Below are 22,999 nucleotides of genomic sequence, written 5' to 3' on the forward strand. Positions count from 1 at the left end.
AATGAAAAAAATACTACTTGGTCTAGCTACAGTTTTTGGATTCAGTTTCCAAGGATTGGCTTGTGCAGATTATAGCGAAGATTATACTTACTATAATTTATTTAATCAAGCAATTGTTCATTCTCCTCAGTATCAACCTTTTTTAATGGTTATGGATAGTCCTTTTTATGATACTTCTGATGTACGAATTCAGGACGAAAAAATAGAGGATTGGTCAAATTACTTAGGAATTAGTTACGATGAAGCGCATTATTTAGTTTATAAATCGACTAAATCTTCGATTGATCAATTGACTAAATCAGGAAAATCTTCAGATTCAAAATTAAAATTTGCGAATGCAGATTTCATAAAAAAACACAAACAAGCACTTTTATATTTATCGTACGCGAAATATTTAGAACCGTACATGAATCACAATTACATAGATACAGGTGATTCGTGGTCATATATTGAAAGAAGTGATAAAAATGCCACACAATTAGATAATCTAAAAGTGATGAAGGTGTTAGAAAGTAGTTATAAAGCCGAAACAGATTCAGCTTTAAAAATGCGTTATGCGTACCAAATGGTTCGTTTTGCACATTATTCTAATCAATACAATGAAGCAATTAATTTGTTTAATAAATATGTAGTTCCGCTAAATCAAAAGTCAGTGATGTATTACTATGCTTTAGATCAAAAAGCAGGAGCAGAGCGTGCAGTCGGGAATTACATTCAAGCGAATTATGATTTTTTTGAAGTGTTTTCACACACTAAAAACAGAAAAGAAAGTGCTTTCAATTCAATGAAAGTAACGCAAGATTTGGATTATGAAAAATTGTTGAAAAACGCTAAAACGAATCAAGAAAAGATAGATTTGTACTTACTAATTGGATACAAAGAATTTAATAATCCGTTAGCAGCTATGCGTCAAATTTTAAAATTAGATCCTAATGCAGAGCAAGCAAAGGTTTTATATGCGCGTGCGGTTAATTTAGTAGAAAGACATTACTTAAATCAATATGTGAATGGAAGTAATTGGAGCGAATCTCAAATGAAACCAATGAAATTACCAGCTTTATCTCAATATGATTATGGTTCTGATTTACCTGCTAATTTTATTTTAGAAACGATTACTCTTGGAAAAGAGCAAGCGAATAAAACAAATGATAAAGATTTTTGGAATCTTTCGGTGGCTTATTTATCAACCTTAAATAAAGATTTTAAACAAGCGAATTCTTATTTATCAAAAGTAAATAGTCAACATTCTGATTTTGTTTTACATAAAAAAATGATTGAAATGTTGATTGATTTAAATCAGCAAGACAAAATAACACCAGCTTTCGAACAAACGATTATGACGAAATATGGTGATATATTAAAGTCAGAATTAGTTTATCCAGCCGAATATGAATACGGAGCAAAATTGTTTACTGACGAACAATTATTAAAAGATAGATTTAAGGATGTAGCGAAAGATATTTTAGCGAATCGTTATTTTTTACAAGGCGATAAGGCAAAAGCTTTCTTGTTACATAATACAATTTATGATCTTGCTTCGAATGTAAATTGGGATTTATTAAATTCGATTGATGCTTTTGATAAAAAGTCAAACAAAAATAGTTTTGAACAATATTTAGCCTCAAATATTACATTCTTTAAATATAATTCAACAACATACCAATCAACTTACGAAAACTCTAAATTTAAATTGGCAGATTTTATAGCGAACTATAAAGGAACGTTATATTTAAAAGAAAGAAAGTTTGATTTAGCAAAAGCAGAATTCAAGAAATTACCACAAGATTTTAGGTTAGAAGAAATCGGATATTATACGGATGATAATACAAATCCATACGATTGGTACAGTCATATCTCGAACGGAATTTTCGGTTACAATAAAATAGAATGTTTTACGTGTCCTGAATCTCAGGTTATTGCAAAGCCTTATGTGAATGAATTTAGTTTTATTCCAAAAGAAATGAACAAACTACAGTTGACTGATATTTTGATTCAATTAACTGATTTAGCTAAAAAGAATGATGATAAAGGTGTGAAGGCAAATTATTTGTTATCGAATTTTTATTATAACACAACTTCATTAGGATATTTTAGAGAGTTACTTTCTTTTGATCGTAACAATTGGAATGGTCCAAAATTCCATGATTTTATAGAAGCTAAAAATGAAAACAAAGCTGGGAATTTGATTTTTGTAAACTATTATAAGAATTATACGATGAATGCGCAGTACATAAATAATTTTGATTTGAGTTTGGATTATGCAAAAGCTGCGTTAGCAAAAGTTACAGATTCTGAATTAAAAGCTCAGATTTTATTTACTGCGGCAAAAGCAGATCAAGGGAAGTTTTATACTCATGCAACCAATTATTTATCAGAAGATAGTTGGTATGTACCTTACGACGAACCAAAATTTGTAGCGTATAAAGTGAAAAATCATAGAACGTATTTCAATCAATTAAAATCATTGTCAAATACTAAAGCGTATAAAGAAGTAAAATCAAATTGTAAATATTTTGATACGTATGTCAATCTTTAAACAATATAGTATAAAAAAGTCCTCTAATGAGGACTTTTTTTATTTTGAAAATGTAATAAATCTTTCAGCAGGTATATTGATACTTTTGGTAGGATAAGTTCTTCCCATATCATAGGAAAGTTGTAAAAATCCAGTTATAGTATCTTTTTCAGTTAATTGATTGGTTAAATCATTTTGTTTATTAAGATCTGTAATCATTACATCAACTAAATAGTAATATTTATTGTTTTTTATAACTTGATTATTTGTGTTAAAATTTCCAGTTACAATTATGCTTTTATCTCTAAAATCTCTGTTTTTAATTTCTCCGATAAAATCTTGTTGAGTAAATTGATGTTTCTTTTTTATTTCATCCAAATTAGTTTCAGTAGAAACAACAAGTTGGTAGTTATTTTTCTCTTTTTTTAAAGATTCAAATTGTAATGTGTATACTTTATTATCTAAAGAGCATCCAAACAAAAGCAATATGGCAATAAAACAGAAGGAATATTTCATTCTTGAAAACGTATATTTATGCATTATTATCAAAGTGTCAAATGTAATTGATTTATTTTTACTAATTTTGAAATTAGAAAATAAAACAAAACAAAAACATAATTAGTATTAAAAATGGCTAAATCATTCGCTAAAATTCCTTCTGTTGTTAATGAAGAGGTAAAATCGTATGCACCTGGTACACCAGAAAGAACAGAATTGTTAGAGACATACAAGAAAATGTACAATGAGGTAATTGAAGTTCCTCAATACATCGGTTCTGAAGAGATTTTCAGTGGAGTAAAAAAAGAAATTCGTCCACCACACGACCACCAAAAAGTTGTTGGTTACTACCACGAAGGTACTCAATCAGATGTTCAAAAAGCAATTGAAACTGCATTAGAAGCAAGAAAATCTTGGGCAAATATGGCTTGGGAAGATCGTGCAGCTATCTTTTTAAAAGCAGCTGATTTAATCGCAGGTCCTTACCGCGCAAAAATTAATGCAGCTACAATGATTGGTCAATCTAAAAATGCTATGCAAGCTGAAATTGATTCTGCTTGTGAGTTAATTGACTTTTTACGTTTCAACGTGAAATTCATGACAGAAATTTACGCAGATCAACCAATTTCTTCTCCAGGAGTTTGGAATAAAGTAGAATACCGTCCATTAGAAGGTTTCACTTTTGCAATTACTCCATTTAACTTTACTGCAATTGCAGGTAACTTACCATCTTGTATGGCTTTAATGGGTAACGTTGTTGTTTGGAAACCATCTGACAAACAAGTTTACTCTGCACAAGTTACAATGGAAGTTTTCAAGAAAGCAGGTTTACCTGATGGTGTAATTAACATGGTATTAGGTGATCCAGCAGAAACTGCAACAACTTGTATTTCTCACCCAGATTTTGCAGGTTTACACTTTACAGGATCAACACACGTTTTCAAACACTTATGGAAACAAATCGGAAATAACGTAGATATTCACAAAACTTACCCTCGTGTAGTTGGTGAAACTGGAGGTAAAGATTTCGTAATGGTTCACAAATCAGCTTGTCCAACAGAAGTTGCTGTAGGATTAGTGCGTGGAGCATTCGAATACCAAGGACAAAAATGTTCGGCAGCATCTCGTGCATACATTCCATCTAACTTATGGCCAGAAGTTGAAAAACAAGTTAAAGAGATGTTAGCAACGATTAAAGTTGGTTCTCCTGAAGATTTTTCAAACTTCGTTACAGCTGTAATTGATGGAAATTCATTCAAAAAAATCACAGGATTTATCGATCGTGCTAAAGCATCTACAGAAGCAGAAATTATTGCAGGTGGAACTTATGATGATTCAGTAGGATACTTTATTGCTCCAACTGTTATCGTAACAACTAATCCAACTTATGAGTCTATGACAGATGAAATTTTTGGACCTGTATTATCTATCTATGTTTATGACGAAGATAAATATGAAGAAACATTACAATTAGTAGACGAAACATCAGCATACGCTTTAACAGGTTCTATCTTCTCTCAAGATCGTGCTGCTGTTGAGGTTGCTTACAAAGCGTTAGAAAATGCTGCTGGTAACTTCTATATTAATGATAAACCAACTGGTGCAGTTGTAGGACAACAACCATTTGGTGGTGCTCGTGCATCAGGAACTAACGATAAAGCAGGTTCTGCAATGAACTTATTACGTTGGGTTTCTGTACGTACAGTAAAGGAAACTTTAGTACCAGCTAAAGATTACCGATATCCATTTTTAGCAAAATAATATCGTATATTTATAGCCCTGCAATTGCAGGGCTTTTTTTTTTTTGACAATGAGTAAAAATTCAGAAACCGCTATAAACGCTTCTATATTCAGCATTTTAGGAAATGCTTGTTTAGCTGCTATTAAATTTTTAGGTGGTTATTTCGGAAATTCTTATGCATTAATCGCAGATGGAATAGAATCAACAACTGATGTTTTTTCATCAATCTTAGTTTTTTTAGGATTAAAATATTCATCTCGACCTGCAGATGAGAATCACCCATACGGACATGGAAAAGCTGAAGCTTTAATTACTTTTTTAGTTGTTTTATCTTTAATTGTAGCTGCTTGTGTAATTGCTTACGAAAGTTTCCATAATATTTTCACTCCTCATGAAAGCCCAAAACCATTTACTTTATTAATTCTTGGAGGAATTATTCTTTTTAAAGAAGCTTCTTTTCATTATGTTATGAAAAAAAGTAAAGAAACCAATAGTTCTGCTTTAAAAGCAGATGCTTGGCATCATCGTTCAGATGCAATTACATCTTTAATGGCTTTTGTTGGTATTACAGTTTCTTTAGTGATGGGAGATGGATGGGAAATAGCTGATGATGTTACAGCGCTTTTAGCTTCAGGTTTTATCATTTTCAATGCATATAAAATTTTGCGTCCTGCTTTAGGAGAAATTATGGATGAAGATTTATATGGTAAAGAAAATGAAGATATAAAAGTAATTGCTCGTAAAGTTCCAGGCGTAAAAGCTGTTGAAAAATGTGTAATTCGAAAATCAGGAATGGTTTATTTTGTAGATATGCATGCTGTAGTAAGAGGTAGCCTTTCGGTAGCAGAAGGTCATGCAATTAGTCATTTAATTAAAGATCGTGTGATGGAAGAAATTCCTCAAGTACAAGATGTTTTAGTGCATATAGAACCAGATTTTCTTTCGATAGAAGAATATTATAAAAACTTTAAAAAGTAAAAAAGAGAACTCCAATTAAGTAGTTCTCTTTTTTATTGTTTGAATATATAGTTAGAAAAAAATGATTAGAATAATTTAAATCCAATACCAGTACTGATTAACCATGGATTTAAATCTACTGCTGCTGGTACTTCAACTCCTAATGTAGTTCCTACAGCTACGTCTGTATCCATATATAATTTCTTCACGTCAACGTTCCAGTACATTTTATCAGTGATTTTATAATCAAATCCTAATTGAAAACCGTATCCAAATGCATTTTCGTAATCTACATCTGTTACTGCTGCATGTCTTCCTTTTCCTTGACCTTGATCGTAGAATATTGTATAGTTAGCACTTAAACCTACGTAAGGTTTTAATTTTTGAGTTGGGTAAAAGTGATATTGTAAATTTAAAGTTGGAGGTAATAACATTACACGACCTAAATCTATATTACCTAAAGATGTATTCGTAGCAACAACTTCGTGTTTAGAAGTACCTAAAATTAATTCGGCTGCTACATTTTTTGTGAAATAATAAGTGAAATCTACTTCCGGAATTAAGTTATTTGTTACCTCTACGTTTCCTCCAATAGCACCTACTGTTGCATTTTCCATTGGAACAACTCCAGTTGCACGAACTCTCATATGTAATTCACCAGCATTTTGAGCAAATGTTACTACTGATCCTAATAGTGTCGCAAGTATTAAATATTTTTTCATGTTATATTTTATTTCGTCGTTAGTATTTTTGTTTGAAGCAAATCTCGGATAATTTTATCCGAGTTAAAATGTCAAAAATCATTTCACGATATGATTCATTTCATAGAATTAGTATAGCTGATTTGTTATATTAATGCGCTGATAATCAGTTATTTTTACTCATTATAAATAATTAAGACATTTTTATCCTTTTTATAACTATTGCATTAATTTTGCAGTTGATTATATTTTGTTAAATTTGGTATTATCAAACCGAACAAAAGAATGAATTATTTAGAAAACGAAAACTTAAAGTTAGTAGCTCAGTCAGCAAGAGAGTTTGCAGAGCAATACATTCGCCCTAATATTATGGAATGGGACGAAGCACAAACCTTCCCTGTAGAATGTTTCAAAGAATTAGGTAAAATGGGATTCATGGGAATCGTTGTTCCGGAAGAATACGGAGGAAGCGGATTATCTTATGATGAATATGTTACTATTGTTGATGAAATTTCACAAGTAGATCCATCTATCGGATTATCTGTTGCAGCACACAATTCTTTATGTACTAATCATATTTTAGCTTTCGGAAATGAAGAGCAAAAACAACGATGGTTGCCAAAATTAGCAACTGCAGAATGGATTGGTGCTTGGGGATTAACTGAGCATAATACAGGATCTGATGCAGGAGGTATGTCTACAACGGCTGTAAAAGATGGTGATGAGTGGGTGATTAATGGAGCAAAAAACTTTATTACACATGCAATTTCTGGAGATGTAGCTGTAGTTATGACTCGTACCGGAGAAAAAGGAGCAAAAAATAACGCAACAGCTTTTGTTATAGAGAAAGGAACACCAGGTTTTACATCAGGTAAAAAAGAAAATAAATTAGGAATGCGTGCCTCAGAAACTGCAGAGTTAATCTTTGACAATGTTCGTGTTTCAGATGCAAATCGTTTAGGAGAAGTAGGAGAAGGTTTTAAACAAGCTTTAAAAATCTTAGATGGCGGACGTATTTCTATTGCTGCATTATCTTTAGGTATTGCAAAAGGTGCTTATAAAGCAGCTTTAAAATATGCACAAGAACGTCACCAATTTGGTCAGGCAATCGCAAACTTCCAAGCAGTAAATTTCAAATTAGCAGAAATGGCTACAGAAATTGAAGCTTCTGAATTATTAATTAGAAAAGCATCATACTTAAAAAATAATCATTTACCAATGGCTACAGAAGGTGCTATGGCTAAATATTATGCATCTGAAGCTTGTGTTAAAATAGCTAATGACGCAGTGCAAGTGTTTGGTGGATATGGATATACAAAGGATTTCCCTGTAGAGAAATTCTACCGTGATTCTAAGTTATGTACGATAGGTGAGGGGACTACTGAAATACAAAAATTAGTAATTGGACGAAATATTTTAAAAGATTAATTAAAAAGGATTTGTTTAATTATTAAAGAGTTGTATATTTGCATTCTTAAAAAGAAATAGATAAAATTATGTTGATTATACCAGTAAAAGACGGAGAGTCAATTGAAAGAGCTCTTAAAAAATACAAAAGAAAATTTGACAAAACAGGAACTGTACGTCAATTAAGAGCACGTCAGCAATTCACTAAGCCATCTGTTGCAAACAGAATTAAGATGAGTAGAGCAATCTACAAGCAATCTTTATTAGCTAAAGAAGAGGCTTAATTGTCACAAAAAAAATAATAGGAAATCTATTGATTTTCTGTAAACCTATTTGTTAAAGTTTTATCTTTGATAAATAGGTTTTTTTATGGAATATACTCAACGATTCTTAGATTATTTAGCGCTCGAAAAGAACTATTCTTCACTTACTATAACGAGTTATCAAAAAGATTTACAAGATTTTATTACATTCTATTCCCAGGAAGAGGGAAATGAGAATATACATGACGCAAAAAAAACACATATTCGTGCATTTGTAATGTCTCTTTCACAATTAAATAAATCAGAAAAAACAATCAATAGAAAATTAAGTACACTTCGTAGTTTTTATAAATATTTAGTCAAAGAAAAGATCTTATTAATTAATCCAATAGAACAGGTTCATTCGATGAAGCGTAAAAAGGAAGTAGTTGTTCCTTTTACAGAGCAAGAGATAAGTACATTGTTAGATACGGAAGAATATTTTACAAAAGACTTTGATGGAGTTAGAGATAGATTAATGATTGATTTGTTGTATCAAACAGGTATTCGTCGTGCCGAATTAATAAATCTGAAGGAATCTGATATAGATGCAATCCAATGTTCTATAAAAGTATTAGGAAAGAGGAATAAAGAGCGATTAGTGCCTATATCTAAATATTTATTGCAGGAAATTGAAATTTACAAGCAACAAAAACTGAAGTTTAACTTAATCGCTACGCCAAATTTATTTGTTACATTAAAGGATAAACCATTGTATGATACTCTTGTTTATTCCAAAGTAAAATACTATCTTAGTTTAATAAGTGTAAAACATAAGAAAAGTCCTCATATGTTGAGGCATTCTTTTGCAACCCATATGTTAGATTCCGGTGCGGATCTGAATGCTGTAAAAGATTTATTAGGGCATTCAAGTTTGTCGTCAACTCAGGTTTATACACATGGTAGCATAGAAAATCTTAAAAAAGTGTTTAATCAAGCTCACCCACGTGAGCAAAAAAAAGAGTAACTATGACAATTAATGTACAAGCAGTAGGCTTCGATTTTAAACCAGGTTTAGAGGAGTATTTAGGAAAGAAATTATCAAAGTTAGAAACGTTATCAGATAAGATCATTTCTGCACAAGTAACCATGAAAGTGGAGAATTCTTCTGATAAAAATGATAAATGTGTTGATATTATTTTAGAAGTACCAGGTGATGATATTGTTGTAAAAAAATGCGGACAATCATTCGAGGAATGCATTGATTTGTCGGTAGATACATTAAAAAAGCTAATTGTTCGTAAAAAAGAAAAGGTAAGCGAGAGATAAAAAATCTCAAAAAAAATCTAAATTATTTTTCAAAAAAATTTGGATTATTCAAAAAACAGCGTAAATTTGCAGTCCGTTAAACAAAGAGAAGTACATTGCTCTATCTAACGGACTGTTCTTTTGAAACAATAGATTTTTCGCCGATGTAGCTCAGTTGGCCAGAGCAGCTGATTTGTAATCAGCAGGTCGTGGGTTCGAATCCCTCCATCGGCTCGAAAAGAAAAATTAAGTAATTTAGCGGGGAGATACTCAAGCGGCCAACGAGGACGGACTGTAAATCCGTTGGGTAACCTTCGCAGGTTCGAATCCTGCTCTCCCCACATTAACTTAATTTTAATCATAAAAGGTTTTGTTAATTTAAATTAATGATTAAATTTGCAAAGCTTTAAATGAAGTATGCGGGAATAGCTCAATTGGTAGAGCGTCAGCCTTCCAAGCTGAATGTTGCGAGTTCGAGTCTCGTTTCCCGCTCAACTTTTTATACAAAGGTTGAGCGCTTGCAGGTAAATGAATTTTATCATGAGCTCTTCAAAGTGAAATACTTTATCTAAGGCGTGATGTGTAAAATATCATTTTTAGATATAATATTTATTTTAAGTATAACAATAGAAATTAATAAAAAAGTAAAATGGCAAAGGAAACTTTTAACCGTAATAAGCCGCACTTAAATATTGGTACTATTGGTCACGTTGACCACGGTAAAACAACTTTGACTGCAGCGATTACTAAAGTATTAGCTGATGCTGGATTCTCAGAAGCAAAAGCTTTTGATCAAATCGATAACGCACCAGAAGAAAAAGAAAGAGGTATTACAATTAATACATCTCACGTAGAGTACGAAACTGCAAACCGTCACTACGCTCACGTTGACTGTCCAGGTCACGCGGATTACGTAAAGAACATGGTTACAGGAGCTGCACAAATGGATGGTGGTATCTTAGTAGTAGCTGCTACTGATGGTCCAATGCCTCAAACTCGTGAGCACATCTTATTATGTCGCCAGGTAAACGTTCCTCGTATCGTTGTTTTCTTAAACAAAGTTGATATGGTTGACGATGCTGAGTTATTAGAGTTAGTTGATATGGAAGTAAGGGATTTATTATCTTCTTACGAGTATGACGGAGATAACACTCCAGTTATCCAAGGATCTGCTTTAGGAGCTTTAAACGGTGAGCCTCAATGGGTTGAAACTGTATTAAGCTTAATGGCTTCTGTTGATGAGTGGATTGAAGAGCCAGTTCGTGACTCTGAAAAGCCATTCTTAATGCCAATCGAAGACGTATTCTCTATTACAGGACGTGGTACTGTAGCTACAGGACGTATCGAAGCAGGTGTTATCAATACAGGTGATGCAGTTGATATCGTAGGTATGGGAGAAGAAAAATTAACTTCTACTGTAACTGGGGTTGAGATGTTCCGTAAGATCTTAGATCGTGGTGAAGCTGGTGATAACGTAGGTATCTTATTAAGAGGTATTGATAAAGCTGATATCCGTCGTGGTATGGTTATCGCTAAGGCTGGATCTGTAACTCCACACAAAAAATTCAAAGCTGAGGTTTATATCTTAACTAAAGAAGAAGGTGGTCGTCACACTCCATTCCACAACCGTTACCGTCCACAGTTCTACGTACGTACAACTGACGTAACAGGAGAAATCTCTTTACCAGAAGGTGTTGAGATGGTATTACCAGGAGATAACTTAACTATTACAGTTGAATTATTACAACCAATCGCATTAAACGAAGGTTTACGTTTCGCAATCCGTGAAGGTGGACGTACAGTTGGTGCTGGTCAGGTAACTGAAATCTTAGACTAATTATTAGTTTAAAAATATAATCAGAAGACGTGGTAGTCTTCATAGACTACCACTCTTTTTATTCTACGGGCATAGTTCAATGGTAGAATAGCGGTCTCCAAAACCGTTGATCAGGGTTCGAATCCTTGTGCCCGTGCTAATTTCACAACGATATGAAAATCGTAAATTACATTAAAGAATCTTATGTGGAGTTTAAAGATAATGTGACATGGCCATCATTCTCTAAACTACAACAAGATACATTAATTGTTGCAATAGCTACAGTTTTGTTAGCTATATTTTTGTATGCGGTAGATACATCTTTTGCTAAGTTATTAGATGTTATTTATAGCGCATTTTAATTGTTTAAACAAATTACCCGTTCAGTAATAGAAGAATCATGAGTGATAAAAAATGGTATGTGATCAAAACTGTAGCTGGTCAAGAGCTTAAGGTTAAAGATTATATTGAAAGAGAAATTCAATACCAAAATTTGAATGATTATATAGGACAGATTGTTGTTCCTATGGAAAAAGTGATTCAAACTAGAAACGGTAAAAAATATCAAAAGGAGAAAGTACACTTTCCTGGTTATGTGATGATTGAGGCAGCCTTACAAGGTGAAGTTCCTCACGTTATCAAAAATATCTCAGGAGTTATTAGTTTCTTAAGTGCAACTAAAGGTGGTGATCCTGTTCCAATGAGACAATCAGAGGTGAACCGTATGTTAGGTATTGCTGATGAATTAGCTGTAAATGTAGATAACTCTTACATGACACAATATATCATTGGTGAGACTGTTAAGGTAATTGATGGTGCTTTCAACGGATTCAACGGAACTGTTGAAAAAATTATTGAAGACAAACGCAAATTAGAGGTAATGGTTTTAATCTTCGGAAGAAAAACACCTTTAGAGTTAAACTTCAACCAAGTTGAGAAGATAGTATAATCTTTCAACAAAATTTAAAGTAGAATAAATTTAGGCTGCTTCCACATAACGCTTAATTTTAAGATAAAAAAAATGGCAAAAAAAATTGAAAAAGTTGTAAAACTTCAAGTTAAAGGAGGACAAGCAAATCCTTCACCTCCAGTAGGTCCTGCTTTAGGTGCTGCTGGTGTTAACATTATGGAGTTTTGTAAGCAATTTAACGGACGTACACAAGATAAACAAGGGGCAGTTTTGCCTGTTGTTATTACTGTGTATCAAGATAAATCATTTGATTTCGTAATTAAAACTCCACCGGCTGCTGTACAGTTAATGGATGCTGCGAATTTAAAGAAAGCTTCTGGTGTTCCAAACCGTCAAAAAGTTGGTACTGTTACTTGGGATCAAGTAAAAACTATTGCTGAGGACAAGTTAGCAGATATGAACTGTTTTACTATCGAGTCTGCAATGAAAATGATTGCTGGAACTGCACGTTCTATGGGTATAACTGTAAAAGGTGGTCAAGCTCCAGAATAATTAAAAACATTTAGACATGGCAAAGTTGACAAAAAGACAAAAGGAAGCACAAGCTAAAGTAGAAAAAAACAAATTATACTCAATTGAAGAAGCATCTTCATTAGTAAAAGAAGTTAACTACGCAAAGTTTGATGCATCAGTAGATATCGCTGTTCGTTTAGGAGTAGATCCTAAGAAAGCAAACCAAATGGTTCGTGGTGTAGTTTCATTACCTCACGGAACAGGGAAAGATGTTAAAGTATTAGCATTAGTTACTCCAGATAAAGAAGCAGAAGCTAAAGCTGCAGGTGCTGATTATGTTGGATTAGACGAGTACTTACAAAAGATTAAAGAAGGTTGGACAGATGTTGACGTTATCGTTACAATGCCAGCTGTTATGGGTAAATTAGGACCATTAGGACGTGTCTTAGGACCACGTGGTTTAATGCCTAACCCAAAATCAGGTACTGTTACTTTAGAAGTTGGTAAAGCTGTTGCTGAAGTAAAAGCAGGTAAAATTGATTTCAAAGTAGACCGTTACGGTATCATCCATGCAGGAATTGGTAAAGTATCTTTCGATGCTAATCAAATTAAAGAAAATGCGAACGAATTAGTTCAAACTTTAATTAAATTAAAACCAACTGCTGCTAAAGGTACTTACGTAAAAAGCATCACGCTTTCTACAACTCAGTCAGTAGGAGTTCCAGTTGATCCAAAAAGTGCAAACGCTTAAAATTAGTAGACTATGGCAATGACAAAACAAGATAAAGCATCTATGATCGCAGAATTACAAGGTGTTTTAGATTCTTCAAAAATTATCTATTTAGCAGATATCGAAGGATTAAACGCTGTTAATTCTACTGAATTAAGAAGAGCATGTTTCAAAAGCAATGTATCTTTACGCGTTGTAAAAAACACTTTATTAAAGAAAGCTATGGAGAACGTCGAAGACAAGAACTTCGAAGAACTTTATGGATCTTTAAAAGGTAACACTGCATTAATGACTGCTGAAGTAGGAAACGCTCCTGCTAAAGTAATCGATACTTTCAGAAAGAAGGCTGAAAAACCTTTATTAAAAGGTGCATGGATTGAAGATAACGTATTTGTTGGTGATGATAAATTACCTCAATTAGTAGCATTAAAATCTCGTGAAGAATTAATCGCGGATATCGTAATGTTACTTCAGTCTCCAATCAAGACTGTTGTTTCTCAATTAGAGAACAAAGAAAATGCATCTACTGCAGAATCAACTGAAGAAGTTGCTGCAGCTGAATAAGACGCACTCATATATTATATAATAAAGTAAAAAAAACAAAATGGCAGATTTAAAAAAATTAGCTGAAGAGTTAGTAAACTTAACAGTATTAGAAGTTAACGAATTATCTACAATCTTAAAAGACGAGTACGGAATCGAACCAGCTGCTGCTGCAGTTGTTGTTGCTGCTGGTGGAGCTGAAGCTGCAGAAGAGCAATCAGAATTCGACGTAATCTTAAAAGACGCAGGTGCATCTAAATTAGGTGTTGTTAAATTAGTTAAAGAATTAACTGGTAAAGGATTAAAAGAAGCTAAAGATTTAGTTGATTCAGTTCCAGCAGTAGTTAAAGAAGCAGTTTCTAAAGACGAAGCTGAAGCTTTAAAGAAACAGCTTGAAGAAGCTGGTGCAGTAGTTGAATTAAAGTAATTTTACTTCCAACAAGATATAGGTTAGGACCTTCACAGCTAGTGAAAGGTCTTAACCTTTTTACGCATAAAGTCATTATATAAACCAAAATTCATTCGAAATTGGCCACTAAAGCAACAACAAACAACTCGACTGAGAAAAAGCAAAGATTGAGTTTTTCATCTGCTAAAGCAGTAGCTCAGTTCCCTGATTTCCTTGACATACAGATTAAATCTTTTGAAGATTTTTTCCAGTTGGAAACAAGACCAGACCAACGTGGAAACGAGGGTCTATACAGAACATTTGCTGAGAATTTTCCAATCACGGATACTCGCAATCAGTTTGTTTTAGAATTTTTGGACTACTTCGTAGATCCACCTCGTTACACAATTGATGAGTGTATTGAAAGAGGATTAACTTACAGCGTGCCATTAAAAGCTCGTCTAAAACTTTACTGTACAGATGATGAGCACGAAGATTTCGAAACTGTAGTACAAGACGTGTACTTAGGAACTATTCCTTACATGTCTCCTTCAGGATCGTTTATCATCAATGGTGCAGAACGTGTAATCGTTTCACAATTACACCGTTCTCCTGGTGTTTTCTTCGGTCAATCTTTCCATGCTAATGGTACGAAATTATATTCATCTCGTATCATCCCATTCAAAGGATCATGGATTGAATTTGCTACTGATATCAATAGCGTAATGTACGCATACATCGATCGTAAGAAAAAATTACCTCTTACGACTTTATTACGTGCAATTGGTTACGAAAGAGATAAAGACATCTTAGAGATTTTCGACTTAGCTGAAGAAGTTAAAGTTAATAAAGCAAACTTAAAGAAAGCGATTGGACGTAAGTTAGCTGCTCGTGTATTAAACACATGGCATGAAGATTTCGTAGATGAAGATACTGGTGAAGTAGTATCTATTGAGCGTAATGAGATTATTTTAGATCGTGAAACTATCATCGAAAAAGATCACATCGATCAAATCGTTGATTCAGGGGTTAAAACAATCTTATTACACAAAGAGGATATTAATTCTGCTGATTACAGCATTATCCACAACACTTTACAAAAAGACCCTACTAACACTGAAAAAGAGGCAGTAGAGTATATCTATAGACAATTACGTAACGCTGAGCCACCAGATGAGGAGACAGCACGTGGAATCATTGAAAAATTATTCTTCTCTGATCAACGATACTCATTAGGTGAAGTAGGTCGTTACCGATTAAATAAAAAATTAGGTTTAAATATTTCGGACGAAATTCAAGTATTAACGAAAGAGGATATTATCTCTATCATTAAATATTTGATTGAATTAATCAACTCTAAAGCAGAGGTAGATGATATCGACCACTTATCAAACCGTCGTGTACGTACAGTTGGAGAGCAAATGGCTTCTCAATTCGGTGTAGGTTTAGCTCGTATGGCTAGAACTATCCGCGAAAGAATGAACGTTCGTGACAATGAGGTGTTTACGCCGATTGACTTAATCAACGCGAAAACATTATCATCTGTTATTAACTCTTTCTTTGGTACGAACCAGTTATCTCAGTTCATGGACCAAACGAATCCATTATCAGAGATTACACACAAACGTCGTTTATCGGCATTAGGACCAGGAGGTTTATCTCGTGAGAGAGCAGGATTCGAGGTACGTGACGTTCACCATACACACTATGGTCGTTTATGTCCAATTGAAACTCCTGAGGGACCAAACATTGGTTTAATTTCATCTTTATGTGTATTTGCGAAAGTAAATAACTTAGGTTTCATTGAAACTCCTTACCACAAAGTAGAAAATGGTATCGTTGATTTAGGGTCAGAACCAATCTATTTATCTGCAGAAGAGGAAGAGGAAAAAGTTATTGCACAAGCAAACGTTGATATAGCTGATAATGGACAAATCTTAACTGAACGTGTTACTGCTCGTGAAGACAGTGATTACCCAGTTGTAGAGCCATCTGAAGTAGATTTAATGGACGTAGCTCCAAACCAGATCGCTTCTATTTCAGCATCTTTAATTCCATTCTTAGAGCACGATGATGCTAACCGTGCGTTAATGGGATCTAACATGATGCGTCAGGCTGTACCATTATTACAACCACAAGCACCTATCGTTGGTACAGGTTTAGAGAAGCAAGTTGCCAAAGATTCTCGTATCTTAAACAATGCTGATCGCGACGGTATCGTAACTTACGTAGATGCTAATAAAATCGTAGTTAAATACGATCGTTCTGAAGACGAAGAGTTAGTAAGCTTTGACATTGCAGAGAAAACTTATAGCCTAACTAAATTCCGTAAAACGAATCAAGGTACTACTATTACATTAAAACCAATTGTAAAAGTTGGAGATAGAGTAGAAAAAGGTCAAGTATTATCTGAAGGTTATGCTACTGAAAATGGAGAATTAGCAATTGGTCGTAACATGGTTGTTGCCTTCATGCCTTGGCAAGGGTACAACTTCGAGGATGCCATTGTTATCTCTGAAAAAGCTGTTCGTGAGGACTGGTTTACTTCTATCCACATCGATGAGTATTCATTAGATGTACGTGACACTAAATTAGGTATGGAAGAATTAACTTCTGATATTCCTAACGTTTCTGAAGAGGCTACTAAAGACTTAGACGAAAACGGTATGATCCGTATCGGTGCTGAAGTTAAACCTGGTGATATCTTAATTGGTAAGATTACTCCAAAAGGAGAATCTGATCCAACTCCAGAAGAAAAATTATTACGTGCAATCTTTGGAGATAAAGCAGGTGATGTAAAAGACGCTTCATTAAAAGCATCTCCATCATTACGTGGTGTTGTTATCGACAAAAAATTATTTTCACGTAGTATTAAAGATAAGCGTAAACGCTCTCAAGATAAGGCAATCATTGATAGCATCGAAGCTGAATACGATGTTAAATTCAATGAATTAAAAGAGATTTTACTAGAAAAACTTTACGTTTTATTAAACGGTAAAACATCTCAAGGTGTATACAACGACTTGAATGAGGAAGTAATCAAGAAAGGAGTTAAGTACACTCAAAAAATCTTATCTAGTGTTGATGAATTCTTAAACTTATCAGGTGCTGAAACAATGTGGACGACTGATGAAGACAAGAATGAATTAGTAAAAGAGTTATTACACAACTATAAAATTAAGTACAACGACTTACAAGGTGCATTAAACCGTGAACGTTTCACAATCTCAGTTGGTGATGAGTTACCAGCAGGTATTGTTAAATTAGCTAAAATTTACATTGCTAAGAAACGTAAATTAAAAGTAGGGGATAAAATGGCCGGACGTCACGGTAACAAAGGTATTGTTGCTCGTATCGTTCGTGACGAAGATATGCCTTTCTTAGAAGACGGAACACCTGTAAACATCGTACTTAACCCATTAGGGGTACCTTCTCGTATGAATATCGGTCAGATTTATGAAACGGTATTAGGATGGGCTGGTATGAAATTAGGTCGTAAGTTCGCAACACCTATCTTCGATGGTGCTACTGCAGAACAAATCGATGACTTAACTGAAGAAGCTGGATTACCACGTTTCGGTACAACGTACTTATACGACGGTAATACAGGTGAGCGTTTCGCTCAAAAAGCTACAGTTGGTGTAATTTACATGCTGAAATTAGGACACATGGTAGATGATAAAATGCACGCGCGTTCTATCGGACCATACTCTTTAATTACACAGCAACCATTAGGAGGTAAAGCACAATTCGGAGGTCAGCGTTTTGGAGAGATGGAGGTATGGGCATTAGAAGCATTCGGTGCTGCTAATATCTTACGTGAAATCTTAACTGTTAAATCGGATGACGTAATCGGACGTGCTAAAACTTACGAAGCAATCGTAAAAGGAGAGCCAATGCCAGAACCTGGTATTCCAGAATCATTTAACGTATTGTTACATGAGTTACAAGGTCTTGGATTAGACATAAACTTGGAAGAATAATAGGGCAACCTATTATTCTACCATTTCGTTATAATAATAATATTGTTAGATACATTTTTATATGTCAACAAAAAACAAAACAAGTCAATTCTCAAAAATTCGTATTGGGTTAGCTTCTCCAGAATCGATTCTTCAAGAATCTAAAGGTGAAGTTTTAAAGCCTGAAACGATTAACTATAGAACGCACAAACCAGAGCGTGATGGGTTATTCTGTGAGCGTATCTTTGGACCTGTAAAAGATTACGAATGTGCCTGTGGAAAATACAAAAGAATCCGCTATAAAGGTATCGTTTGTGACCGTTGTGGGGTTGAAGTTACTGAAAAGAAAGTTCGTCGTGAGCGTATTGGACATATTAACTTAGTTGTTCCAATTGCACACATTTGGTATTTCCGTTCACTTCCTAATAAAATTGGTTACATCTTAGGATTACCTTCTAAGAAATTAGACATGGTAATTTACTATGAAAGATATGTTGTAATCCAACCAGGTATCGCTAAAGGACCAGAAGGTGAAGAATTAAATAAATTAGATTTCTTATCTGAAGAAGAGTACTTAGACATCTTAGAAACTCTTCCAATCGAGAATCAATATTTAGAAGATACAGATCCTAATAAGTTCGTTGCGAAAATGGGAGCTGAAGCTTTAGAAGATTTATTATCTAGAGTTAATTTAGATGAGTTATCTTACGAATTAAGACATAAAGCACACCACGAAACGTCTAAACAACGTCGTACTGAAGCGTTAAAACGTTTACAAGTTGTTGAGTCGTTACGTGAATCAAATATGCACCACGTAAACCGTCCAGAATGGATGGTAATGCGCGTTATTCCGGTTATTCCACCAGAATTACGTCCATTAGTTCCATTAGATGGTGGTCGTTTCGCAACTTCAGATTTAAATGATTTATATCGTCGTGTAATTATCCGTAACAATCGTTTAAAACGATTAATGGAGATCAAAGCGCCAGAGGTAATCTTACGTAATGAAAAACGTATGTTACAAGAAGCGGTTGATTCATTATTCGATAACACGCGTAAAGCATCTGCTGTTAAAGCTGATGGTAACCGTCCGTTAAAATCATTATCTGATTCATTAAAAGGTAAACAAGGTCGTTTCCGTCAAAACTTATTAGGGAAACGTGTAGATTATTCTGCTCGTTCTGTAATTGTTGTAGGACCGACTTTAAAATTACACGAGTGTGGTTTACCTAAAGATATGGCAGCTGAATTATATAAACCATTCGTAGTTCGTAAATTAATCGAGCGTGGAATTGTTAAAACAGTTAAGTCTGCTAAGAAAATTATCGATAGAAAAGAGCCAGTTGTTTGGGATATTTTAGAAAATGTAATTAAAGGTCACCCAGTTTTATTAAACCGTGCCCCAACGTTACACCGTTTAGGTATCCAAGCATTCCAACCGAAATTAATCGAAGGTAAAGCAATTCGTTTACACCCATTAGTATGTACTGCCTTCAATGCCGATTTCGATGGTGACCAGATGGCCGTTCACTTACCATTAGGACCAGAGGCTGTTTTAGAAGCACAATTATTAATGTTAGCTTCTCAAAACATCTTAAACCCTGCTAATGGTTCTCCTATTACTGTACCTTCTCAGGATATGGTTCTTGGTCTATACTATATGACTAAAATCCGTTACTCTACAGAAGAAGTAAAAGTAAAAGGTGAAGGATTAACATTCTATTCTGATGAAGAAGTTCAAATTGCTTACAACGAAAAAGCAATTGATTTAAATGCGGCGATTAAAGTTAAAACTATCGTTCGTGAAGGTGAAGAATTATTACCAAAAATTATCGAAACTTCAGTAGGACGTGTATTATTTAACCAAATTGTACCAAAACAAGTAGGATACATTAATGAAGTATTAACGAAAAAATCGTTACGTACTATTATTAATAAAATCATCAAGATTACTGATTTCCCTACAACGGCAGCGTTCTTAGACGATATGAAAGGTTTAGGATACCGTAATGCCTTTGAAGGTGGTTTATCATTCTCTTTAGGTGATATCTTAATCCCAGAACAAAAGAAAGATCTTATCTCTGGTGCAATCTCTCAAGTAGAGAACATCAAGATGAACTATAACATGGGTCTTATTACAAATAACGAGCGTTACAACCAGGTTATTGATGTTTGGACAACAACAAACGCAACTTTAACTGAAATTGTAATGAAACGTATGACTGAAGACCAACAAGGATTCAACTCTGTATTCATGATGCTTGATTCTGGAGCACGTGGTTCTAAAGAGCAGATTCGTCAGTTATCAGGTATGCGTGGATTAATGGCAAAACCTCAGAAAGCTGGTTCAGCAGGAGGGGACATCATTGAAAATCCAATTGTTTCTAACTTCCGTGAAGGATTATCAATTTTAGAGTACTTTATTTCTTCGCACGGTGCACGTAAAGGTCTTGCCGATACTGCGTTAAAAACAGCCGATGCCGGATATTTAACACGTCGTTTAGTTGACGTTGCTCAAGACGTTATCGTAATGTCTAAAGATTGTGGTACTTTAAGAGGTTTAGAAGTTACAGCTCTTAAGAAAAAAGAAGAAATTGTTGAAAAGATTTCTGATCGTATCTTAGGACGTACTTCATTACAAGAGGTATATGATCCAGAAACAGGTAATTTAATTGCTGCTGCAGGTGACTTAATTAATGAAGAGATTGCTGCTGCTATTGAAGCTGCAGGAATTGAAACTGTAGAAGTTCGTTCTCCATTAACTTGTGAAGCTAAAACAGGTATCTGTGCTAGCTGTTACGGACGTAACTTAGCAACAGGTAAACTTGTACAAAAAGGTGAGTCTGTTGGTGTAGTTGCTGCACAATCTATTGGTGAGCCTGGTACACAGTTAACATTACGTACTTTCCACGTTGGGGGTACAGCCGGAAACGTTTCTGAGCAAAATACATTAAATGCTAAGGCAGATGGTGTTGTAGAATTTGATGATTTACGTACAGTTAAATCTGAAACAGAGGAGGGTAATATCGTTGATATTGTTGTTTCTCGTTCTACAGAGATGAAGTTAATTGACGCTTCAGGAAATGTTCGTCAAACAACTAACATTGCTTATGGTACTATCTTAATTGTAGATAACGGTGCTAAAGTAACTAAAGGTCAAGAAATTGGTAACTGGGATTCATATAATGGGGTAATTGTTGCAGAATCTACTGGACGTATTGAATACGAACAATTAGAGCAAGGTATTACATTCCAGATCGAAATCGATGAGCAGACAGGATTCCAAGAAAAAGTAATTTCTGAATCTCGTAACAAAAAATTAGTTCCAGCTTTACGTGTTATCACTTCAGATGGAGAGGAAAAAACTTACAACCTACCAGTTGGTGCCCACTTAATGGTTAATGACGGTGACTCAATTAAAGCAGGTAAAGTATTAGTTAAGATCCCTCGTAAATCTGCTAAGACAGGGGATATTACAGGAGGTTTACCTCGTATTACAGAGTTATTAGAAGCTCGTAATCCATCTAACCCATCAGTAGTTTGTGAGATGGATGGTGTTGTAACATTTGGTAAAATTAAGCGTGGTAACCGTGAGATCATCGTTGAATCTAAAAATGGTGAAATCCGTCGTTACTTAGTTAAATTATCAGCTCAGATTTTAGTTCAAGAAAATGACTTTATCCGTGCAGGTGAGCCGTTATCTGATGGAGCTATTACTCCAGAAGATATCCTTAAAATTAAAGGACCTACAGCTGTACAAGAGTACTTAGTAAACGAAATTCAAGATGTTTACCGCTTACAAGGGGTAAAAATCGACGATAAACACTTTGAAATCATCGTACGTCAAATGTTACGTAAGGTTAGAATTGTTGACTCAGGAGATTCTCGTTTCTTAGAAGATAGTTTAGAGCACAAAGACGACTTCATGGTTGAAAACGATCGTTTATTCGGTATGAAGGTAGTTGAAGATGCTGGTGATTCTTCAGAATTACATCCAGGACAAATCATCACTGCACGTGAGTTACGTGATGAAAACTCTAAATTAAAACGTGAAGACAAGAACTTAGTAACAGCTCGTGAAGCATTGCCAGCAACAGCTGAAGCAGTTTTACAAGGTATTACAAGAGCATCGTTACAAACAAAATCTTTCATGTCTGCGGCATCGTTCCAGGAAACAACTAAAGTTTTAAATGAAGCTGCAGTTGCTGGTAAAATTGATGACTTAAGAGGATTGAAAGAAAATGTTATCGTTGGTCACTTAATTCCAGCTGGAACAGGTCTTAAAGAATATGAAGACATAATCGTAGGATCTAACCGTGAATACGAGGAATTAATAAACGCAAAACAAGAATTATAATGTCAGAAAATCAACAAAACGAAGGATTAAACATCGAGTTAAACGAATTAGTAGCTCAAGGAGTTTATGCAACAGGAGCAATCATCAACCACTCAGCATCTGAGTTCGTTGTAGATTTCGTACAATTTATGCCAGGTGCAAGACCAAGCGTAAAATCACGTATCATTTTATCTCCATTACAAGCAAAACAATTAGCTTCTTCATTAGCTGAAAATGTAGCTACATTCGAAAACAATTTTGGTGAGATTAAACAACCTCAACAAAACGGTACAGCAAACTACGAAGCTTAATTAATTTAAAGCTTTTATAAGATAAGGCCGTTGGATTTATATCCAACGGCTTTTTTTATGCCTTTTTTACGATAATGACAATTAATTAGCTAAATCAATAAGTTGTTTTATTGTTTTCGTA

The 22,999-nt window shown here is 34.3% G+C and carries 19 protein-coding genes and 4 tRNA genes; 21 read left to right on the plus strand and 2 right to left on the minus strand.

The window, feature by feature from the left end; all coding sequences use genetic code 11:
- The first annotated feature begins 1 nt into the window (after position 1).
- Positions 2-2,536 carry a hypothetical protein gene (locus EAH69_RS00440; protein ID WP_121933237.1) on the plus strand — a complete coding sequence of 845 codons (2,535 nt, stop codon included), beginning with the start codon at positions 2-4 and terminating at the stop codon, positions 2,534-2,536.
- 39 nt (positions 2,537-2,575) lie between these two features.
- Here EAH69_RS00440 and EAH69_RS00445 read toward each other — a convergent pair whose 3' ends face one another.
- Complete coding sequence (locus EAH69_RS00445) at positions 2,576-3,031, minus strand: hypothetical protein (RefSeq protein ID WP_147439059.1); 456 nt, start codon at positions 3,029-3,031, stop codon at positions 2,576-2,578.
- Between the two features lie 114 nt (positions 3,032-3,145).
- On the opposite strand from EAH69_RS00445, the gene pruA reads away from it, so the two are divergent.
- Positions 3,146-4,774 (plus strand): L-glutamate gamma-semialdehyde dehydrogenase, encoded by a 1,629-nt coding sequence (pruA, locus tag EAH69_RS00450; RefSeq protein WP_121933239.1) that lies wholly within the window; start codon positions 3,146-3,148, stop codon positions 4,772-4,774.
- A gap of 49 nt (positions 4,775-4,823) precedes the next feature.
- Positions 4,824-5,732, plus strand: a complete 909-nt coding sequence (locus EAH69_RS00455) for a cation diffusion facilitator family transporter (protein WP_121933240.1) — start codon at positions 4,824-4,826, stop codon at positions 5,730-5,732.
- Between the two features lie 65 nt (positions 5,733-5,797).
- Here the strand turns inward: EAH69_RS00455 and EAH69_RS00460 are convergent, their stop codons facing one another.
- The gene (locus EAH69_RS00460; RefSeq protein WP_121933241.1) at positions 5,798-6,433 is read right to left on the minus strand and encodes an OmpW/AlkL family protein; all 636 of its coding nucleotides are present in this window, start codon (positions 6,431-6,433) and stop codon (positions 5,798-5,800) included.
- 264 nt (positions 6,434-6,697) lie between these two features.
- Between EAH69_RS00460 and EAH69_RS00465 the strand changes: the two genes are divergently transcribed.
- From EAH69_RS00465 to EAH69_RS00550, 18 genes are all read left to right on the plus strand, one after another.
- Entirely contained in the window at positions 6,698-7,840 is a 1,143-nt protein-coding gene (locus EAH69_RS00465) for an acyl-CoA dehydrogenase family protein (RefSeq protein WP_121933242.1), read from the plus strand.
- Between the two features lie 68 nt (positions 7,841-7,908).
- The gene (gene rpsU, locus EAH69_RS00470) at positions 7,909-8,103 is read left to right on the plus strand and encodes a 30S ribosomal protein S21 (protein WP_121933243.1); all 195 of its coding nucleotides are present in this window, start codon (positions 7,909-7,911) and stop codon (positions 8,101-8,103) included.
- Between the two features lie 85 nt (positions 8,104-8,188).
- The gene (locus EAH69_RS00475) at positions 8,189-9,088 is read left to right on the plus strand and encodes a tyrosine-type recombinase/integrase (RefSeq protein WP_121933244.1); all 900 of its coding nucleotides are present in this window, start codon (positions 8,189-8,191) and stop codon (positions 9,086-9,088) included.
- Positions 9,089-9,090: 2 nt separating this feature from the next.
- A complete protein-coding gene (hpf, locus tag EAH69_RS00480; RefSeq protein ID WP_121933245.1) occupies positions 9,091-9,390 on the plus strand; it encodes a ribosome hibernation-promoting factor, HPF/YfiA family in 300 nt (99 codons plus the stop codon).
- Positions 9,391-9,529: 139 nt separating this feature from the next.
- Positions 9,530-9,603, plus strand: a tRNA-Thr gene (locus tag EAH69_RS00485).
- Between the two features lie 26 nt (positions 9,604-9,629).
- Positions 9,630-9,710, plus strand: a tRNA-Tyr gene (locus tag EAH69_RS00490).
- Positions 9,711-9,788: 78 nt separating this feature from the next.
- Positions 9,789-9,861 (plus strand) — tRNA-Gly (locus EAH69_RS00495).
- Positions 9,862-10,018: 157 nt separating this feature from the next.
- Positions 10,019-11,206, plus strand: a complete 1,188-nt coding sequence (gene tuf, locus EAH69_RS00500; protein ID WP_121933246.1) for an elongation factor Tu — start codon at positions 10,019-10,021, stop codon at positions 11,204-11,206.
- A gap of 65 nt (positions 11,207-11,271) precedes the next feature.
- Positions 11,272-11,342 (plus strand) — tRNA-Trp (locus EAH69_RS00505).
- Between the two features lie 16 nt (positions 11,343-11,358).
- Complete coding sequence (gene secE / locus EAH69_RS00510) at positions 11,359-11,547, plus strand: preprotein translocase subunit SecE (RefSeq protein ID WP_121933247.1); 189 nt, start codon at positions 11,359-11,361, stop codon at positions 11,545-11,547.
- Between the two features lie 38 nt (positions 11,548-11,585).
- Positions 11,586-12,134 (plus strand): transcription termination/antitermination protein NusG, encoded by a 549-nt coding sequence (gene nusG / locus EAH69_RS00515; protein ID WP_121933248.1) that lies wholly within the window; start codon positions 11,586-11,588, stop codon positions 12,132-12,134.
- 72 nt (positions 12,135-12,206) lie between these two features.
- A complete protein-coding gene (gene rplK / locus EAH69_RS00520) occupies positions 12,207-12,647 on the plus strand; it encodes a 50S ribosomal protein L11 (RefSeq protein ID WP_121933249.1) in 441 nt (146 codons plus the stop codon).
- 16 nt (positions 12,648-12,663) lie between these two features.
- Positions 12,664-13,359 (plus strand): 50S ribosomal protein L1, encoded by a 696-nt coding sequence (gene rplA, locus EAH69_RS00525; protein ID WP_121933250.1) that lies wholly within the window; start codon positions 12,664-12,666, stop codon positions 13,357-13,359.
- A gap of 12 nt (positions 13,360-13,371) precedes the next feature.
- A complete protein-coding gene (rplJ, locus tag EAH69_RS00530; protein ID WP_230466651.1) occupies positions 13,372-13,902 on the plus strand; it encodes a 50S ribosomal protein L10 in 531 nt (176 codons plus the stop codon).
- A 40-nt stretch (positions 13,903-13,942) separates the two neighbouring features.
- Positions 13,943-14,308: a 50S ribosomal protein L7/L12 gene (rplL, locus tag EAH69_RS00535; protein WP_121933251.1), complete on the plus strand. Its 366-nt coding sequence runs from the start codon at positions 13,943-13,945 to the stop codon at positions 14,306-14,308.
- A 101-nt stretch (positions 14,309-14,409) separates the two neighbouring features.
- Entirely contained in the window at positions 14,410-18,252 is a 3,843-nt protein-coding gene (rpoB, locus tag EAH69_RS00540) for a DNA-directed RNA polymerase subunit beta (protein WP_121933252.1), read from the plus strand.
- Between the two features lie 61 nt (positions 18,253-18,313).
- Positions 18,314-22,588: a DNA-directed RNA polymerase subunit beta' gene (gene rpoC / locus EAH69_RS00545; protein ID WP_121933253.1), complete on the plus strand. Its 4,275-nt coding sequence runs from the start codon at positions 18,314-18,316 to the stop codon at positions 22,586-22,588.
- Positions 22,588-22,878, plus strand: coding sequence for a DUF3467 domain-containing protein (locus EAH69_RS00550; RefSeq protein WP_121933254.1), 291 nt, complete (start codon positions 22,588-22,590; stop codon positions 22,876-22,878). The genes rpoC and EAH69_RS00550 overlap by 1 nt, the downstream gene beginning before the upstream one ends.
- Positions 22,879-22,999: the final 121 nt, after the last annotated feature.

It is taken from the genome of Faecalibacter macacae (assembly GCF_003687725.1).
GTDB classification, from domain to species: Bacteria; Bacteroidota; Bacteroidia; order Flavobacteriales; family Weeksellaceae; genus Empedobacter; species Empedobacter macacae.

What these genes read in the sequence shown, in the direction of transcription:
- rplL (WP_121933251.1), top strand. Translation starts at nt 13,943, where the DNA reads ATGGCAGATTTAAAAAAATTAGCTGAAGAGTTAGTAAACTTAACAGTA.
- EAH69_RS00460 (WP_121933241.1), bottom strand. Translation starts at nt 6,433, where the DNA reads ATGAAAAAATATTTAATACTTGCGACACTATTAGGATCAGTAGTAACA.
- rpsU (WP_121933243.1), top strand. Translation starts at nt 7,909, where the DNA reads ATGTTGATTATACCAGTAAAAGACGGAGAGTCAATTGAAAGAGCTCTT.
- EAH69_RS00445 (WP_147439059.1), bottom strand. Translation starts at nt 3,031, where the DNA reads ATGAAATATTCCTTCTGTTTTATTGCCATATTGCTTTTGTTTGGATGC.
- EAH69_RS00465 (WP_121933242.1), top strand. Translation starts at nt 6,698, where the DNA reads ATGAATTATTTAGAAAACGAAAACTTAAAGTTAGTAGCTCAGTCAGCA.
- rpoC (WP_121933253.1), top strand. Translation starts at nt 18,314, where the DNA reads ATGTCAACAAAAAACAAAACAAGTCAATTCTCAAAAATTCGTATTGGG.
- secE (WP_121933247.1), top strand. Translation starts at nt 11,359, where the DNA reads ATGAAAATCGTAAATTACATTAAAGAATCTTATGTGGAGTTTAAAGAT.
- EAH69_RS00550 (WP_121933254.1), top strand. Translation starts at nt 22,588, where the DNA reads ATGTCAGAAAATCAACAAAACGAAGGATTAAACATCGAGTTAAACGAA.
- EAH69_RS00440 (WP_121933237.1), top strand. Translation starts at nt 2, where the DNA reads ATGAAAAAAATACTACTTGGTCTAGCTACAGTTTTTGGATTCAGTTTC.
- hpf (WP_121933245.1), top strand. Translation starts at nt 9,091, where the DNA reads ATGACAATTAATGTACAAGCAGTAGGCTTCGATTTTAAACCAGGTTTA.
- rplJ (WP_230466651.1), top strand. Translation starts at nt 13,372, where the DNA reads ATGGCAATGACAAAACAAGATAAAGCATCTATGATCGCAGAATTACAA.
- rplK (WP_121933249.1), top strand. Translation starts at nt 12,207, where the DNA reads ATGGCAAAAAAAATTGAAAAAGTTGTAAAACTTCAAGTTAAAGGAGGA.
- EAH69_RS00475 (WP_121933244.1), top strand. Translation starts at nt 8,189, where the DNA reads ATGGAATATACTCAACGATTCTTAGATTATTTAGCGCTCGAAAAGAAC.
- nusG (WP_121933248.1), top strand. Translation starts at nt 11,586, where the DNA reads ATGAGTGATAAAAAATGGTATGTGATCAAAACTGTAGCTGGTCAAGAG.
- pruA (WP_121933239.1), top strand. Translation starts at nt 3,146, where the DNA reads ATGGCTAAATCATTCGCTAAAATTCCTTCTGTTGTTAATGAAGAGGTA.
- rplA (WP_121933250.1), top strand. Translation starts at nt 12,664, where the DNA reads ATGGCAAAGTTGACAAAAAGACAAAAGGAAGCACAAGCTAAAGTAGAA.
- EAH69_RS00455 (WP_121933240.1), top strand. Translation starts at nt 4,824, where the DNA reads ATGAGTAAAAATTCAGAAACCGCTATAAACGCTTCTATATTCAGCATT.
- tuf (WP_121933246.1), top strand. Translation starts at nt 10,019, where the DNA reads ATGGCAAAGGAAACTTTTAACCGTAATAAGCCGCACTTAAATATTGGT.